This window comes from Ureibacillus chungkukjangi (genome assembly GCF_044795995.1).
GTDB classification, from domain to species: Bacteria; Bacillota; Bacilli; order Bacillales_A; family Planococcaceae; genus Ureibacillus; species Ureibacillus chungkukjangi.
The window spans coordinates 213,534-230,533 of sequence record NZ_CP085010.1 but is presented as its reverse complement, the minus strand read 5'-3'; the positions used below and the strand labels follow the sequence as shown (position 1 = coordinate 230,533).

The window sequence follows — 17,000 nt, the reverse complement described above, 5'->3', positions numbered from 1 at the left end:
TACTGCTATATCCATAAAGTTGGACAAGTTGATAAAGGAACAACTTTTATTGTTTTTGAAGAAAGTAATGGTTGCTTGAAAGTATTATATAATGAATATATGCTTATTTTTTTAGAATATACTAAATATATCACTGGGGGAACAACTACACTAGAGGTTCCAAAACCGCCAGCTCCAGTTGAAGAAGTCAAGAGTGATGTAATTGGCCTAGTTACTGTAAACAATTTACATACTCTGGATCCCTTAACGGGATGAGGGGAGAAATACTACACTCAAGGGGCGTCCTATTGGCTAAGTAATGCAGTACCAACAATGTTATAAAGTGTCATAATCATTGACAAAGTAAGAACTTCTGTACCGCGCAGTGCAGATATTCAAATCACAGCCATTGAATTACGAGCACCTTTGCTAGCAGGGTGGATTTACAGGTTTTATAGGGAACATAAATAATTCTGAAAAAGTACTTCAAAAATTAATGAATCAAATTATTCATTGGGGTCCTGATTGCGGAGGAAAGTTTACTGATGGAAAGGCGGCACTTGGCTTTCGTCGATTAAGCATAATAAATTTAGAACAGGGGAATCAACCCTTATATACTGAGGACAGTTCTCTAGTACTGGTATTTAATGGTGAAATATACAACTTCAAATCTATTATCATTATTAATGCATCAGCAATTAACTATAGAATTACTATAAATCTTTCTTATACATCTTTAATAAATGAAATAATAAAAAAATGTAAATAATAATGAAATTTAGAATACTATCGATGAAGACGATAACTTATCAGTTAGAGAAAATAGAATTGATAAAATTCAAGAAAACTGTTGAGAAGAGTGACACGGTATACTCGTATAATATAATTTCCAATTTTCATAGTCCTAATGTTATCTATAGCGGCAAAATATTTAAATTTAAAGTTTTAAGATCGTTTAATAAGCGTAAATTTCATAAAATTAAAAGACTAAATATATTACTCTTAATAAGTGTAGTAAATGCATTACATCTGCATATTTTCTACATAATTATCTTTTATACTAATCTTTTAAGAATATTATTTATATTAAGAAATTGTTTATTGAGAAAGGATTTGTTGTTATGGTTAAAAAAATAGAAGACTTTTCATGCGACTAATTATTTTGGTGATTTTAGGAGGGGCTATATTCTTTACTATTTACAATAGTTTCTTTAAAGAGAAAAAGGAAGTTTTACAAATTGGTAATGCGGCACCTGATTTTGAGCTAATTGATATGAATGGGGAAACTCATCGTTTGTCTGAGTACAAAGGCCAGGGGGTTTTTTTAAATTTTTGGGGAACTTGGTGTAAACCTTGTGAACGTGAATTCCCAATCATTGATAAATACTACCGGGAATATAAAAGCGAGGGTATTCAAGTATTAGCTGTTAACATTGCAGAATCTAATTTCGTGGTACAAGATTATATTGAAAGGAAAGATCTGTCCTTCCCGGTTTTAATAGATAAAAATAAAAGCGTTATGTTAGTTTATAATATTAAACCATTACCAACAACAATTTTAGTTAATCCAGAAGGTAAAATAGAGAAAATTATTACTGGAGAAATGAGTGATGAAAATATATTAAATTATATAAATCAGATAAAGCCAGAATAATTTACAATGAGAAGTAGAAGAAAGGTTGTACTTATGTTTTAGCGTATTTATATGTATAATTATTGTGCGATTTTCATTGTTGGAGAGTTTTAAGTAGCTACGATAGATAAATAATTCTTTTATTATGTGTATAGCTGAACCCTACAATTAGCACTAATAGCCTTTTGGTTGGAGTTTATTATAGGAAAATAGAATCTCTTGATAATCTATTGAACGTTCTTATTACATTACTTCATCTCAACGTCTTTTTTGATTACGCTGATTCTACAAAAGGAATCCGGCCAAGCTATTTTTATGTTTAAAACTACAGCATATAGTGAAGAATTTATTTCTATCTGTTTGATATTGTGAACTGTGCCATAAAATTTAGTATAGTTTAATAATAGTAACCTTACTAATTATACGTTTTATATTTGCGAAGCATCTGAGGAGTACGAGGGTGCATATGATTATCAATGTAGAGGTCCTTTTTAGTATGCATTATGAAGAATTTCCGACGACAGCACCTTCCAGAATTAGATGTAAAATTAGAATTTATGAATAAGAAAAGCATGATTTATGGGACTGCCCGCCTGAGTGTGACAGTCTAGTTTTGTTTGAATTCGAGTATTGTTATAATAAGTAATATAATCTCGAACAGTTTGTTCTACAATTGCCGTTGTAGTACAAGTTAATCCGTCGAGGTTGAACGTTTCAGACTTTAGTGAGGAATGAAACGATTCAATGGAGGCATTATCAGCGGGCATACCCTTATGGGACATGCTCATGGTAATGCCTTTTCCTTTTATAGCTTTTTGGTAAGCTGCTGATGTACACAGAGCCTTGATCACTATGAAGTATACATCCATCTGGGAGATTCTCTAATTAAGCTAGTGTACCTAAAACCAGGGATGTATCTGGTTTTGATTCAATTGTAAACGCAATAATTTCGATATTATAAATATCAAATATAATAGAGAGATACAAGTTTATTGATTGCAGAAACGCAATAAGTAATATCTGTAACTACTACATTGCCAGCCATATTTTTGCATTACTCATTGTACTATTTTCTTGTCTACTACTTGCTCCATCCAATTTAATTAGAAATTTTTCTATATCCATAACGGTACTTGTATGTCTTACACAATTCAACGATTCTTTGTTCTAATTTATTTTTATTATAAGGATTTATAGATTTCCTTTTCAAAAAGTATATTGTTTTCCAACAGGTTGTTAGTTAAACGGCCTTCAACTTAATTTCATAAGGATAAGAATCTCTTGTTCCCATAAAAATAGCTCCTACAAAGGAATGTATTGGTATATTATACCCTAATTCTTTTTGAAGAGCTTTTTTGTTTTGTCTAAGACCCGTAGGAGTTAGTTCACATTGAACCATGCTTTCCTTATTGGAAATATCTCCATATTTTCTCCACAATTTCGACATTAAACTGTAAAAATAGCTAGAGGTTTTGAATGATACAATAAATATGTAAAAAAAGTAGATTAAGAACACTTTTAGGATCAATTTGTAAAATCCTATTAGTTTATAGCGATTATAGGAGGATATATTCATTGAATAAAAAAGTTATAGGGTTGGTTATGTCTGGATATTCAGGGCTAGTAATCTCAACTCTATTATTCAGTTCTCAAGTTTCTGCAAATACTTTAAATGATTTAAAAGTAGAACAAAATGAAATTAATAAAAAAAAGGCAGAACTTAACATAGAAATTAAGCAAAAGGAAACTGAAATCCTGTCAAATCAGAATAATCAAGATGACTTGTTAAATCAAATTCTCACACTTAACGAGGAGATTGTTACCACAGAAAATAGTATGACTAATGTCAAAGCTGATATTAACCTAGCAAATATTGAAATTGAAAACATGCAAAAGGAAATAACTGATTTGGAGCGGAAAATTTCTAACCGAAATGTTGTTTTGAATGAACGTTTAAGAGCTATTCAATTAAATGGAGGTTCAATAAGTTTTATAGATGTATTACTAAGTTCAAATAGTTTTATTGATTTTATTGATCGCTATTCTGCAATTAATACGTTAATGGATGCAGATCGTAATATAATGAAAGAACAATCGGAAGACAAAACAACTTTAGAGAAAAAAGAAGTTGAATTGAAAGTTTTTAATGAAGAATTACAAAATAGTTATGATGAATTAGGTTCACTAAAAGCAACATTAGACATTCAAAAGTTAAACAAAACCGAATTAATTAACCAATTAGAAGTTGAAAAGGTAAAGTTAGTGGGCTCGAAAGAAAACTTAGTACATGAGTATGAGGAAGTATTTGAAATTAGTGAAGATTTACAAGCAAAAATTGTAGCAGAACAAGAACGTATGGCTGATTTAGCACGTCAGGAAGAGCAGAAAAAAAATACAAATAATGTTACCAGTTCCGCATCGAAAACAACTCCTACATCTTCTAGTGATTCTTGGACAACCCCTGCTCAAGGTCGCTTTACTTCCCCTTATGGATGGAGAGAATTAGGTGGAAAGGAATTCCACTATGGAGTAGATGTTGCTAATTCTATAGGTACACCAATTGTGGCTGCTGCTGATGGTGTTGTATCCTATGCGGCACCATTAAGTACATATGGAAATGCAGTAATAATTACACATTCAATAAACGGTGAAATATTTACAACAGTTTACGCTCATATGAACTCAATTGGTGTTAATTCCGGACAAACCGTATCTAAAGGACAAGAAATAGGAAAAATGGGTATGACTGGTCGTGTTACGGGATCACACTTACATTTTGAACTACATATTGGAACTTGGGCAGGACAAAAAAATGGTGATGTTAATCCTTTGTCATATGTTCCTTTTTAATGAGTAAATAAAAAACTTGTGTTTTTTATTCTTAATAGTTTTTTAAACCAAAGTAGGCAACTTCTTTATTTTAAACAGGGAGTGGCCTTTTTTTATTTTTTCCATTATTTTCTTTTTAAAAATGGGAGTCTTCGCTTGAGAATGACCGCAAACACTTAAAATCCATAATTTCATAAATATTTGTTAAATTTCAACTAAATTGTTTAACAGTAATAAGTGTATTTGATGTAGAAGGGACGGAATGGAATTAAAAACAATAGATACTTATATCCTATTGTGGAATAACTTAGTCCTTTTAGAATACTGACTTTTAAATTGCTTCATATATCATGATCATGCTTGATTAGGAGTACTCGGAGTTGGAAGATATTATTTGTGTTTGTGGTCATAAAAATCAAGTAGGTACTAAGCTTTGTGGAAAATGTGGTCGACCACTATCTGAAGAAGCAAAGAACTGTAAAATCGTTGATATGCATTTCTACGCCAAATAAAGGGCATAAAGTTAACCTTTGAACCAATAACGTTTTACTAGAATCAAACACAATTCATGCATAGTTTTAATACCCTTGAAAGGGAGATGATGGGCCACTTAAGATGGAAATTCTTTAAGTGCCAAAACAGTATCCCGCTGTAACATGGTTGAACATAAAAAATGGAATAATGTGCATGTGCAAGTTGAATTAATTTAGGTTTCGTAGTTAGTTTTATAATAAATAAAAATTTGGTGTGTAATTTATCATATCGAAATAAAATTTTAAATAATGTACTTTGATATTACTGCCAACCAGGTGTCAAAACTTCCTAGTTGGCGGTTCTTTTTTATTTTTTTTAGTTAATGCAAAGAGTTTGATCTTTTAATTTTCATTGTTTTGTGCGATTTTATTAAAATATTTATAGGAAAAATAGAATAGAGATTTAAAGATTATAGAAATAACTAAGGAGAACTAAAGTTGAATTATTTCATTGATTTATTTTGATATATATCATATTAAATTATAAAAAATGTATATAGAGCGAAAAAGAGCAGGATGTTTGAAACATTAATGTATATTTATATTATTTTGGTTTTGTTTGTAACACTTATGCCATTTACTATACCATTTGTCAGTTTAAATCATTCTTTTATTTATGGAAACTGCTAACTTTATCCCTTTTAGAGATACAAGATTACATTATAATGGGGCTATTGGGAAATACTATTAAACATTATAATGATGATTCCTTTTGGAGTCTTGTATCCAATGATTAATAAGAAAGGGTATTTTCAAAACTGGAATTACAACTTTTTACTTTAGCTTAAGTATTGAATGTTTTCAGTTATTGAGTGTGTGGTGGGGTAGTGTAGTACTATGTTTAGTGCAAAATAGAAGTACAGAGTTTTGAAAAGGAAAAGTACATAACGTTGCAACTCAAGTTTCAACAAAAAAAGGCTTGCCAGCCTCACAATACTTCTCTACTGTAATTGGTGTCGAATCAATGCAGTGGAGGTTGAAAGGAATGCTGGCAATGCCTGAAATCAATTGTATCAAATTAATGAGGAATCAGAAATCCTTATCCATAAATAAAATATCAAAAACGCTAGGGATTAATTGGAGAACAGCAAAAAAGTATGCCGATGGAGATCAACTCCCCGAAGAAAGTAAAAAGAAAAAGTCTGGAATGATGTACGACGAGCAATGGGGAGAAATTGTAGGAGATTGGCTTTGGGAAGATCTTAAACTAAAGAAGAAAGATAGAAGGACAAACAAGGGGATATTTTCTGCACTTCAGAAGATGGGCTTCAAAGGGTCCTATCGGACCGTCTCTTATTTCATTAAAGAATGGCGAGAAGGAAGAGAAGACATTGAAGATGCAACAAAGGATAAAAACTATGAGCGTTTAATCCATCCTCCCTCGGAAGCACAATTGGATTTTGGATTAATGGGGGCCGTTAAAGATGGAATGTATGTAGATATTCATTGTTTAGTTATGACCCTTCCTTTTAGTAATAGCGCATTTGCAATTCCTTTACCAGGTGAAAATCAAGAATGTCTTTTGCATGGAATGAAGGTGATTTTCAAGCAGTTGGGCGGAGTTCCTAAGAAGATTCGTATCGACAATATGAAGACCGCTGTCGTCAAGCCAAGAAATAAGCATGAAGAGGCTGTCTTTACAAACGAATTCCTTCAATTTGCAAATCATTACGGATTTGAACCACAAGCGTGCAATCCCTATTCAGGAAATGAAAAAGGAAATGTGGAAAATAAAGTCGGCTACGTTCGCTACAATTTTATAACTCCTGCACCTGTCATAAAAGATTTAGATCACTTTAGCCAAATACTTGAACAGCAGCTAACGGAAGACCGACAACGCATTCATTATAAAAAACATGTTTCCTTACAGGAGTTATTGGAGGAAGAGCACCAGTATCTATTGGAGCTGCCCCAAGAAGAATATCCAGTTTTTAAACAAGAAGAAGCGAAGGCAAACAAGTATGGAGAAATCACTTTAGACAAAGCAAAGGTTTATGTTCCACGAGCCTATAATTATACAAAACTATCTGTCGTTAAGTATTGGGATCGTTTCAAGGTACTATCTCCTCATGGTGAAATCTTGTATGAGGATCATAGACCATATATGCACAAAAATCGTGAGATTCCATGGCAATCTATCATGAAGGCTTGGTTAGCTAAACCGCGTTCTGCAACCTATTCCCGCTTTTCAGCCTATCTCCCAGGCCGCATATATGAATACATCAATATCTCGAATCTTACGATTCGTAAGGAACGTTTGAAGTGGATCATCGGATTACTAGCTAATCATGATATGAATGAAATCAATGATCGATTTTATGATTTACTTGGCGGGCAATCAGACACATTAAAAGAGCCTGAGGACCATCCTTACGACATTGATTGGAGAAAGTATGATCAGCTTCAAAGCATCTCACAGACAGGAAACGAGGTGCAGCGATAATGAATCTAAAAGAGATGTGCAAAACGTTGAGGCTGGCGCATGTGAGTGATATTTATTCAGATATACCATGTGATGATCCAACCCAGTTTTTAGAAGCTCTGTTTCAAAAAGAACTACAGCTACGGGAGGAAGCAAAAGCTGAACGATTGGTTAAGAAGGCACGATTTTTACAGAAGAAGTCACTTTCGTCGTTTCAATGGAGTGAACATATTCACTTTCCAACACATATCGACTATAAAGAATTATGTACAATAAATTTTATCGCCCGTAAAGAGAATCTAATTTTAACAGGTGCCCCCGGCACCGGAAAGACTCATTTAGCTACGGGTATTGGATACGAGGCATGTAAACAGGGGCTTGAAGTTCGGTTTTATAGAGTTTCAGACTTAGCCGATGTATTGGAGAGAGCATGGAGCGAAGGCAAGCTATCACAGCTTCGGAATCGTTTTAAGAGTGTGGATCTAATCATATTGGATGAAATGGGGTACGTGCCTTTTAACAAGGAAGGGGCTGAGCTCCTCTTCCAACTCATCTCCGACTGGTATGAACAAAAAAGCTTGATCATCACGTCGAACTTGGAATTCAGTCAATGGAATCGCGTTTTCAGTGATTCTAGATTGACTGCAGCATTGGTGGATCGGGTTATACACCATGCCCATATTTTGAACTTTACAGGGGATAGTTTTAGGGTGACAAACGCATTATCAAGACAAAAATGAATACTCAGATGAAGGCTGGCAAGCTTGTGTATTTTTCTTTGCATTCTTCTGCACTTTTATCTTGCAAAACACAGTACTAAGGAGATTTGATGTAACTGACTTAATTACTAAACTTTTGGTGGCTTAATAGGATATATTATTTTTGTAGGTTTAAAGCAATTGTTCTCAAAAAATTTAAGAGAATAATTTCAGATATAAATTTTTGGTGTGTTGATGATTTTTTATTAAAGGCTGATAAAATATTAAAACTTTACCTGCTGCTTGGGCAAATAGAAAAATAATTCGTCTGTAGAAGTGTTTATATTATTTTCATAGTCCTAATTATGTTATTAAACCATACTCAAGAAACCACCAAAGAATAGCTGTTCCACAAGTAATGCAAACCAGAATTAAAGAATGGATGCAAACTTAAATTCATGGTATTTTCTTCTTTATTTTTATTTACTTTTTTTTTCTAAAAAAATTGCTCAAAATTTAAATTTTCTTTATGCCGTATGGTAATGGGATGTATATGTTTTTGAGATTAAAAAAATTGTAGAGAAACTTATGAATAAAATTCCTGAAGACGAAGTAATCGATAACTATAAAGATACGGGATATTTAGAAGGATTTTCTAATGAATTAAATATGATCTGTTGGGTATTTGATGATTATACAATTTATGAAGCAGGAGAAATGTTTGAGAAATTTAATGAACTGGTAAATGTAAGAATGAGTTTTAATCATTACTTCTAATAAACAAATATTGAAAAAGTGCTTAGCTCAAGAAAGATGGTTTAAAAATCCATCTATTCTTGAGCTTTTTCATTAATGAAATTATTTAGTATGGCTTTCATTATTTTAGGATTGTTACCTTTTTTCCTAATTTGGTCAATAAAACTGAGGTAACAGATTGCTATTACTTCCTTTACATCAATTTTATCTCCATTTAAATATGGCTCGATATCATATAAGAATACTTTACAGCGGTTATTTTGATTAGAATTAACATCAATATCAAAATAAACAATATCATCAACGGATACATCATCATGCTCTAATTCTTCATCCTCAAAATCATCTTCCTCTATATCTTCAAAAATCAATGTATTAGGTGTTACTTGATGTACCTCTTTACGTGTAATTGTATTACGTTTTTCTAAATTATTAAGGTGTTTTCTTTTCCCCTCTAGTAAGTATCTGGCAGCAGTGCTATGTGAGTGATCTCCGTTTTTTATTTTCTCTATGAAATCTGTATATAAAATCATTATTAAATCAATCAACTCAAACTTTGATGCTTCTGGAAACTTATCAATAAAAATGTCTCTTAAATCATTAACATAATTTTCACCACGTAATATATCTACATATCGCATTTTAATATTTAACTTTTCCGACTTAGTATCAACAAAAGTATTAATTATTCTATTTACCACCGATTCAAATAGGGAATTTTTTTTATATTTATTCCCACGTGATTGATCATAGTAATACACTATTATAGTCCCCCTGACGTTCGAGATTTTCTAATGCGGTTATTACAAGAAAGTAAACTACTTTTCTATCGGATATGCCCTTCATTGTTGAAAGTCCATATGGTCCACCTATCGCTGTGTATTCTGTTTCTGTAGGTTTTGTATGCATATACATTTTTGAATCCAGATATACTTTATGCCAATCCACTTCATCTAATTGTTTTAACGCATAATTCAGTAGTAAGGTGTTAAAGTGAGTTTGCGTTAGTTTCTTATCATATCCATAGATTTTCTTATAAAATATATCTGCCTGCTTACATACAGTCTTTAAGCGTATTTGTTCACTTTTACTAACTGGAAATTTAATATCTCTAGACTTGTCTGAACGGATTTTTCTTCTCCTAATAGGAGAATCCTTTTGAGGATCAGTTGATAATTCGTTGTTCGATTTTTTGTCCTCATTGATCCAATCTAAGGGTATACGTTCGCGACTCATTACCGGTTCCCTCCTATCTTAATAGTCCATCAAGTGATTTAGCTCAGGGCCATTTTTCCTTTTTTCCACTTTTCCATACATCATATTAAGTGGGGGAGAGGGTTATAACTTTTTATTAAAAAAAGTTTAAAATTTTCTCTAATTGCTAATACTAGACTTACAGAATAAAAATGAAGGGAAGTTTTATATATGGTATTGAAAAAGAAAAAGAGAAAAGAAAAACTAACAGAAGATGAAAAGATTGCTATTGAGTTTATGAAAACTGCAATGAAAGCGCGTAAGAAAATGGGTGCTAAAGTAGTTGGTATTAGAAAAGCTTAACTAGGATATTCCCTACCATTTAGATAACATATTATGAAAAGACTTCATATTTTCTTATAGTAATATTCGTGATATAATTACTATTAACAATTATATGAAACGAACAGGAAAACCCTGTCTAATCTAGTTTGCAGTGTAACTTTTTTACAACTCCAAACTATTTTTAGGCAGGGTTTTTTATTTTTTTTAAAAAACAGTAAACAGTATAGATATATTAATTCTAAATGTGAAACTTACATATTATATTAATAGCATAAATGGAAAATGTGAGTTATATTATAAAAAATGGGTATTTCAAGGAGTTGTAATATGAAAACAGTTCAAATTAATCAACTAGAAAATAGATTATCGCATTTAAATAGAGAAGGTCAGCAGTATATCCAGATCGTTTTTGAAACGATGCCTAAGTTTACAGACGGCCTATCAAATGCAATTTTGAAAACTCTCTTATATCCAGTTATTTTGATGGCAACCTTTACATCAACCATTGGAACACCATATAAATTAATCTTTCTAATCTTGATAACAACCCCACTCTTAATTGAAATGATCATAAATCTTACGTTATGGCAATCTTATAGAATACTTCAAACTGAAGCTCTAAAAACTACCCCGGACTATGAGCTAGTTCGTAAAAATTGCCTTGATAATCGAAAAGTTACCTTTCACATATTGTTTATTGGTTTACTTTCAGCAGTGACTTTCTCAATTGTTGCTATCCTTTTACATAATGGCTGGTTAATGACCATTGTTGCAGCTGCGCCGTTATTATTTATTTCAAATTACAAGGGGAAGCAGTCCTTACTTAAAACACGCTTATTTATGTATGTTTCTAGAGATCTAGGTGGTTTTAAAAAACCTATCTCATAAAAATAAAAATCGAAAGAGAGATGAAAAAAATGAACGCTAATGCAGCAAAGCAAAGACTGCACATTTCTACACAAGACCTTTTAAATTGCGAATTAAAACCCGCGCATTATTTATATGAAAGTGAACTAAAATGGGATGGATATTTAAATTATCGTAGTGTATCCATTATTTTTACTCCTGGTCAAACCAAGACAGCCAATTTTGAAGTTTTGAAAAAGGAATGGTATCAATTATTAATACGAGATATTCCTTCTTATTTATATTATCTAGTGCCTGAACAGTTTGCAGAAGCGCTTGTCGCAAACTCCACTGTTATGCATAAAGTTGAATTAGACCCTACTTTAAAGACTTATATAATAGAAACTTTAGAAGATATGAGTCGATATAACCTTGTTCCAGAAGTATTAAGTACAGCTATCGCTATTGAAGTTGATTCATTCCCAGTATCTTTTAATGAAGGGAATAGCTAATGAAAAAACGATTACATACTGCACTTTCTATTGCTTTAATATTGTCTGCTTGTGCGGAGGTAGGCCAAACACTTACTGACAAATAGGTGATGAAGAAAATGATACTAGTGAAGCTTCAATTTTAAATTCAGTTAAGGAAGTCGCAAAAGAAACACTACTAAATACCGAGGAAGTACAAAATGTTAATTCTGTTAGGGAAGATGTAGAAGATATTGCTAAGTCGGTTGATTCTATATTGGATGTATTTACAGGAGAATCCACAAGCACCAATCAAGAAGTATCAAACGATATCTACTTTTCTGTGGAATATTTACGTTCTCGAGACGGCGATACTCAGGAATTCCGTATTACTTCAGCAAATAAGTTAATGGATGGTACTTTACAAGAGGTTCCAATATCGGATGTGAGTGACTTCAAAAAAGGTGATGAAATTGTTGTTCGGGATCTGCTTATTAACACACCGGATTATCAAAATCAGAGCCCTTTGCAAAAAAAGCATTAGAAGTGTCACACCAATTACTATCGAATGCTAATGAAATTTTGTAACGATTCGGGAGATAAAATGAATCATTACAAAAGGGCCCTTATGTATGTTTGGCTGGCAGAAGACCGGTTACTCTCTACGGAACTACTTGAAAGAGGATTAGGGAAGGTCGCCTATGTGAACCCCGGTAATATAACATTCTTAGAAGTTTTTGAAGCTGCTGAACAAAAAGTAATCGACCAAAAATCAGGAGTATGGAGTGAATAGAATCAAGAAAGGGGAACCAAATGGTAATAAATATTACAAACTTATATTCAAGACATATATAGCGAAAATGAACGTTTGAAATATGAAAACAATTCTTTAAAAAGTAACTTATTAATCATCATTCAAGATGAAAATAAAACCTACTCTACTTCAAAATGCCTTAATGATTATGAACTTGAACCTTTTAATACGCATGGAGAACTACCACTTAAGATTAAAGTACATGGGGTAGTACATACCATAATTTTTAGCAAAGAAGATGTAGCCTTGTTTGTTAACTTATTTGAGTAACATCATCATAAAGAACAAAATGTTAGAACTTCACCTTATAAAATCTGGAGCCTATTGATATTAATATGGTTAACTAGTATTAGTATTCTATATAATCAAGAAACAAAATGGATTAATAGAAAGCAGAAACAACGGAAATTAGAAGGGACGTCATAATGTTGAACGATTCAAAATCTACATATACTCGTCAAGAGGTTGCAAATCTTTTAAATATCAAGGAAAAAACAGTATATAGCTATGTTTCAGAAGGAAAGATCGAGCAAGCACCTAATCCTTATCAAGTAAGAAAAGAAGCTCTTTATACAAAGGCATCTGTCGATAATTTACTCCAATCACTTGAGCAGGAAACTAAGGTGGATGGATACACATTACAAGAAGCTGCAAGAGCATTAGGAATTACAAGACAGCGTATTAATGCTTTGCTTAATGAGCACGACATTAAAGTAATCAAGAACAGTAAAGTGCGCGGTGGAGTCCCTAAAACGATTATACCTAATGATTCTTTTGAGTTGCTGAATGATATAACAAAAACACTACGCAAAAAGACGAATAAACAATCGAAAATGAATTTTTACTCATCTGAATACGATATTGCTCTATACCAGCTGCATGTAAATCCCGAAGGTGAAACTTACCGAGTGAAGAAGAACAATGGGATGTGGGGATTTATGTCCGATTCAAACGATACTTTTGTGCCCTATGATTATGCAGTAAATAATCTCTCTTTAAATACTTGTTATTCTATTCATAAAAAGCCAGTGAATAGTCAGTCGGGATATGCTGAGATTCAATTGCCGATAGTTACGAGATTTGAATACCTAGATTATTTGTTTGAAGCATTTGGTGTAGAAAACATGTATATCGACATTGAAAAATCCAATCAAGAACAATTATCTGTATTTGTTCGGCAGAATATCATACCACTGGAAGAAATTCCTCAACATAAAGCTCTGAATGAATTGAAAGATTATATAGTGGACGGAGAATGGATAGTTACAGAGGATGAGTTATTTATCGTTTCTGGTCAAAAACGTATAAGCGCAGTGATTAGCTTAGAAAACTACAATAAATTAAATAGTTCTGCTACAAAAGTGAATAAAAGCACGAGTGAAATACTTGAAGATATTTTAAGTACTTATTTCAAGAATATGGATTAGTCGGTAAGTTATAAGGGGGTATCATCATGGATTTAAACTATAAAAGATTCGTAGATTCTTTTATTACAAAATATAATAAACTCCCATGTTTGCAAGTTTTAATGGAAGAGTTTCTTAAAAAGCAATGGACAAGTGGTGAATGGATTATGATGCTAAAAGACATTGAAATATATAAAAATCAGAACTACAAATAGAAAAAATCAGAAAGGAAAAGGCAATGGGGACTCAAATTCTTATGGATAGTGCCATAGTAAAATCTGCACTTCGATATTCTTTATTACAATTATCCGAACCAAGCGAAATCATTACGAATATCAAAAACAATATTAAAAAATTCAATACGAAAGAAATTGAGAGTTTCTTAGATGACATCAACAATTTATGTAATACCGATCATACGATTTATTGGAATGAACTAATCGAATTACTTAAAGAAGAGTACCTTTTAAGAACGCTAACAATTAATAAATTCGCCATAGGCAATCGAATTAAGAAAATTCGTACCATGAAAAACTTAACACTTGAAATACCACTGTTTATTGGATTTTGTATGGTATCCAATTCAAACATAATTAATGAGGAGAGAAAGAAAAGGAGATAACTTATGGGTGAAATTCAAAAGCTAGCAATTTGCCACAAATGTCATGTTCGTATCGTTAGTGGCCAAAGTTATACCCGTTATCGTAACGGGTTTTACCATGACTCTTGCTTTGCACTGCATATTAGTGAATTTAATTTATCGGAGTTTATGGTATCAGACATTATGATAGATGATGACAATATCGGTGATGTTGATGTTGATGTTGATGTTGATGATTGTTATGATGATAACTTATCGAGATTTATTTAATTGCCACGAGATCTTGTTTTCATTACCAATAACTAGTAAAATAATTATGTACTCTATTAGATTTTTTATTTGTAAACACATCATAATGTGTTCTACGCCGATTTTAGCACAACATAGTCTTTCGGACTAGAAATCTAGCATTTTATTATGCTTATTTTTTCTATTCTGAGAGGCTATTTTTTTGTGCTCATTTTTAGAATGGATTAAAACACTTAGTAATAACAACAACGTTAAATACAAATCAGAGGAAAAGAAAGAAGGAGTTATTATGTTAAACACTACACTATCAAATACTTTAAATGGAGAGCTAGTCGAATATACTGAGGACCAAATCTTTAAAGTACTGGCATATGGTTTTTTCGATTCAATAGAAGTAGATTCAGTTGAAGCTGGCTACATGGATATCCTGAACGTAGTAAATAACGAAGTTCATAGTTGTACTATTTGGTTGAACGACTATGAATCCAAATCATTCTATATTTGCATACCATCTGAAGAGGATGAAGATGAATATAATGATATTAATATTGAAGATTTTTTTGGAATTTCTTATGAAGAATATTCGACTACAGAATATCCAGTATTAGATGTAAAGGAAACGGACGATTATCCAATTAAACTAATGGGGCTTCAAGCGAAAACAGCGATTGTTGTACGTGATGGAGTTGAAAAAGAAGTACCTTTAGAAGAAGTAGTGATTGGTGATACGATACTCGTAAAACCAGGTGAAAAAATTCCTGTTGATGGTGTAGTCGCAGAAGGAACAACAGCTGTTGATGAATCCATGTTAACAGGTGAAAGTTTACCAGTCGATAAAAAGAGCGGAGACGTATTATACGGCTCTACCATTAATAAAAATGGCTTCATCAAAATGACAGCTACAAAAGTGGGGCGTGACACGGCATTAGCCCAAATTATAAAAGTCGTAGAAGATGCACAAGGTTCTAAGGCGCCAATTCAGCGTATGGCGGACCAAATCTCGGGTATTTTCGTACCGATCGTGGTGGGCATTGCCATCCTTACCTTCCTCGTCTGGATTATTTGGGTTTATCCAGCTGAATTTACACCGGCACTTGAAGTGTTAATTGCAGTACTTGTCATTGCTTGTCCTTGTGCACTTGGTTTAGCTACACCAACTTCCATTATGGCAGGGTCGGGCCGTGCAGCGGAATTTGGTATTCTGTTCAAGGGTGGCGAACATTTAGAGCAAACACAAAGCATTGACACAGTAGTAGTCGATAAAACTGGTACTGTGACTCATGGTAAACCTGTCTTGACTGATGTTCTGGTAGCAGAAGGCCAGGACGAACAAAACTTCTTATCGCTGGTGGGTGCAGCCGAAAAACAATCAGAACACCCATTGGCGCAAGCGATTGTGCAAGGCATTCAAGAGAAAGGCATTGAACTTGGGAAAATTCAATTTTTTGAAGCGATTCCAGGTTTCGGTGTGCAAGCTACTGTCTCAGGCCAAGGGGTAATCATTGGTACACGTAAACTGATGCAGCAATATGGAATTGATATTACGTCAGTACTTCCGGTGATGGAAGAGTTAGAGAAAAACGGTAAAACCGCCATGCTGGCTGGGATTAATGGCCAATATGCAGGGTTGGTTGCCGTAGCAGATACAATTAAAGAAACCTCCCGCGAAGCGGTACGTAGATTACAAGATATGGGCATCAAGGTAATCATGATGACCGGGGATAACGAACGCACTGCTCAAGCAATCGGTAAAGAGGTAGGCGTCGATGAAGTAATTGCGGAAGTGCTTCCTGAAGGCAAAGCTGAAGAAGTTAAAAAACTGCAAGATCAGGGGGAAAAGGTAGCAATGGTTGGTGACGGCATCAATGATGCACCTGCCCTGGCTACAGCTGATATTGGAATGGCCATCGGTACAGGTACTGATGTTGCAATGGAGGCGGCGGATATTACACTTATTCGAGGCGACTTGAATAGTATTGCCGATGCGATTTTAATGAGTCGCAAAACGATGCGCAATATTAAGCAAAATCTATTCTGGGCATTTGCCTATAATACTGTCGGCATTCCAATTGCCGCAGCAGGTTTCCTTGCACCATGGGTTGCTGGTGCAGCAATGGCATTCAGTTCCGTGTCGGTCGTATTAAATGCCTTGCGTTTACAGAGAATAAAATTAAACAAATAAGAGTATTAAAGTGACCTGTCACTAATTCTAGTGGCAGGTATCA

22 protein-coding genes and 1 pseudogene are annotated in these 17,000 nt (G+C 33.2%); 19 read left to right on the top strand and 4 right to left on the bottom strand.

Annotation, left to right across the window (positions count from 1 at the left end; all coding sequences use genetic code 11):
- Positions 1-99 precede the first annotated feature (99 nt).
- The 3 genes and pseudogenes from LG296_RS20665 (at position 100) to resA (ending at position 1,633) form a co-directional block, all read left to right on the top strand.
- Complete coding sequence (locus tag LG296_RS20665; RefSeq protein ID WP_404428001.1) at positions 100-255, top strand: hypothetical protein; 156 nt, start codon at positions 100-102, stop codon at positions 253-255.
- Positions 256-433: 178 nt separating this feature from the next.
- Positions 434-655: pseudogene (locus LG296_RS20660) on the top strand (asparagine synthetase B); the annotation flags it as partial.
- A 471-nt stretch (positions 656-1,126) separates the two neighbouring features.
- The gene (gene resA, locus LG296_RS20655; protein WP_107937868.1) at positions 1,127-1,633 is read left to right on the top strand and encodes a thiol-disulfide oxidoreductase ResA; all 507 of its coding nucleotides are present in this window, start codon (positions 1,127-1,129) and stop codon (positions 1,631-1,633) included.
- 527 nt (positions 1,634-2,160) lie between these two features.
- Here the strand turns inward: resA and LG296_RS20650 are convergent.
- Both LG296_RS20650 and LG296_RS20645 read right to left on the bottom strand, forming a co-directional pair.
- Positions 2,161-2,379: an IS3 family transposase gene (locus tag LG296_RS20650; protein WP_404428045.1), complete on the bottom strand. Its 219-nt coding sequence runs from the start codon at positions 2,377-2,379 to the stop codon at positions 2,161-2,163.
- Positions 2,380-2,852: 473 nt separating this feature from the next.
- Entirely contained in the window at positions 2,853-3,011 is a 159-nt protein-coding gene (locus tag LG296_RS20645; RefSeq protein WP_251402619.1) for a hypothetical protein, read from the bottom strand.
- 176 nt (positions 3,012-3,187) lie between these two features.
- On the opposite strand from LG296_RS20645, the gene LG296_RS20640 reads away from it, so the two are divergent.
- The 5 genes from LG296_RS20640 to LG296_RS20620 all read left to right on the top strand — a co-directional run bounded on the left by LG296_RS20640 (position 3,188) and on the right by LG296_RS20620 (position 8,871).
- Positions 3,188-4,462 carry a murein hydrolase activator EnvC gene (locus LG296_RS20640; RefSeq protein ID WP_248283809.1) on the top strand — a complete coding sequence of 425 codons (1,275 nt, stop codon included), beginning with the start codon at positions 3,188-3,190 and terminating at the stop codon, positions 4,460-4,462.
- Positions 4,463-4,821: 359 nt separating this feature from the next.
- Positions 4,822-4,953 (top strand): hypothetical protein, encoded by a 132-nt coding sequence (locus tag LG296_RS20635; RefSeq protein WP_282433295.1) that lies wholly within the window; start codon positions 4,822-4,824, stop codon positions 4,951-4,953.
- 985 nt (positions 4,954-5,938) lie between these two features.
- Complete coding sequence (gene istA, locus LG296_RS20630; RefSeq protein WP_306460167.1) at positions 5,939-7,417, top strand: IS21 family transposase; 1,479 nt, start codon at positions 5,939-5,941, stop codon at positions 7,415-7,417.
- Positions 7,417-8,136, top strand: coding sequence for an IS21-like element helper ATPase IstB (istB, locus tag LG296_RS20625; RefSeq protein WP_107937917.1), 720 nt, complete (start codon positions 7,417-7,419; stop codon positions 8,134-8,136). Before istA ends, istB begins: the two co-directional genes overlap by 1 nt.
- Before the next feature lie 546 nt (positions 8,137-8,682).
- Entirely contained in the window at positions 8,683-8,871 is a 189-nt protein-coding gene (locus LG296_RS20620) for a hypothetical protein (RefSeq protein ID WP_107935819.1), read from the top strand.
- A gap of 53 nt (positions 8,872-8,924) precedes the next feature.
- Here the strand turns inward: LG296_RS20620 and LG296_RS20615 are convergent, their stop codons facing one another.
- Both LG296_RS20615 and LG296_RS20610 read right to left on the bottom strand, forming a co-directional pair.
- Positions 8,925-9,611: a hypothetical protein gene (locus LG296_RS20615; RefSeq protein WP_107935816.1), complete on the bottom strand. Its 687-nt coding sequence runs from the start codon at positions 9,609-9,611 to the stop codon at positions 8,925-8,927.
- Positions 9,598-10,086 carry a hypothetical protein gene (locus LG296_RS20610; protein ID WP_107935814.1) on the bottom strand — a complete coding sequence of 163 codons (489 nt, stop codon included), beginning with the start codon at positions 10,084-10,086 and terminating at the stop codon, positions 9,598-9,600. The genes LG296_RS20615 and LG296_RS20610 overlap by 14 nt, the downstream gene beginning before the upstream one ends.
- A gap of 189 nt (positions 10,087-10,275) precedes the next feature.
- On the opposite strand from LG296_RS20610, the gene LG296_RS20605 reads away from it, so the two are divergent.
- The 11 genes from LG296_RS20605 (at position 10,276) to LG296_RS20555 (ending at position 16,957) form a co-directional block, all read left to right on the top strand.
- On the top strand, positions 10,276-10,407 hold the full coding sequence (locus LG296_RS20605; RefSeq protein WP_282433279.1) for a hypothetical protein: 132 nt from the start codon (positions 10,276-10,278) through the stop codon (positions 10,405-10,407).
- A 309-nt stretch (positions 10,408-10,716) separates the two neighbouring features.
- A complete protein-coding gene (locus LG296_RS20600) occupies positions 10,717-11,277 on the top strand; it encodes a hypothetical protein (RefSeq protein ID WP_107935812.1) in 561 nt (186 codons plus the stop codon).
- A gap of 20 nt (positions 11,278-11,297) precedes the next feature.
- Positions 11,298-11,747 (top strand): hypothetical protein, encoded by a 450-nt coding sequence (locus tag LG296_RS20595; protein ID WP_251402618.1) that lies wholly within the window; start codon positions 11,298-11,300, stop codon positions 11,745-11,747.
- 235 nt (positions 11,748-11,982) lie between these two features.
- On the top strand, positions 11,983-12,249 hold the full coding sequence (locus tag LG296_RS20590; RefSeq protein ID WP_107935808.1) for a hypothetical protein: 267 nt from the start codon (positions 11,983-11,985) through the stop codon (positions 12,247-12,249).
- Positions 12,250-12,309: 60 nt separating this feature from the next.
- Positions 12,310-12,498 (top strand): thermonuclease family protein, encoded by a 189-nt coding sequence (locus tag LG296_RS20585; RefSeq protein ID WP_193768064.1) that lies wholly within the window; start codon positions 12,310-12,312, stop codon positions 12,496-12,498.
- Between the two features lie 75 nt (positions 12,499-12,573).
- Complete coding sequence (locus LG296_RS20580; protein ID WP_107935804.1) at positions 12,574-12,789, top strand: hypothetical protein; 216 nt, start codon at positions 12,574-12,576, stop codon at positions 12,787-12,789.
- Positions 12,790-12,944: 155 nt separating this feature from the next.
- Positions 12,945-13,946, top strand: coding sequence for a helix-turn-helix domain-containing protein (locus tag LG296_RS20575; RefSeq protein WP_107935803.1), 1,002 nt, complete (start codon positions 12,945-12,947; stop codon positions 13,944-13,946).
- A gap of 26 nt (positions 13,947-13,972) precedes the next feature.
- A complete protein-coding gene (locus tag LG296_RS20570; RefSeq protein ID WP_193768063.1) occupies positions 13,973-14,140 on the top strand; it encodes a hypothetical protein in 168 nt (55 codons plus the stop codon).
- Between the two features lie 23 nt (positions 14,141-14,163).
- Entirely contained in the window at positions 14,164-14,547 is a 384-nt protein-coding gene (locus LG296_RS20565; RefSeq protein ID WP_107935801.1) for a hypothetical protein, read from the top strand.
- 3 nt (positions 14,548-14,550) lie between these two features.
- Positions 14,551-14,796, top strand: coding sequence for a hypothetical protein (locus LG296_RS20560; protein WP_107935799.1), 246 nt, complete (start codon positions 14,551-14,553; stop codon positions 14,794-14,796).
- Positions 14,797-15,064: 268 nt separating this feature from the next.
- Complete coding sequence (locus LG296_RS20555) at positions 15,065-16,957, top strand: copper-translocating P-type ATPase (protein WP_282433278.1); 1,893 nt, start codon at positions 15,065-15,067, stop codon at positions 16,955-16,957.
- Positions 16,958-17,000: the final 43 nt, after the last annotated feature.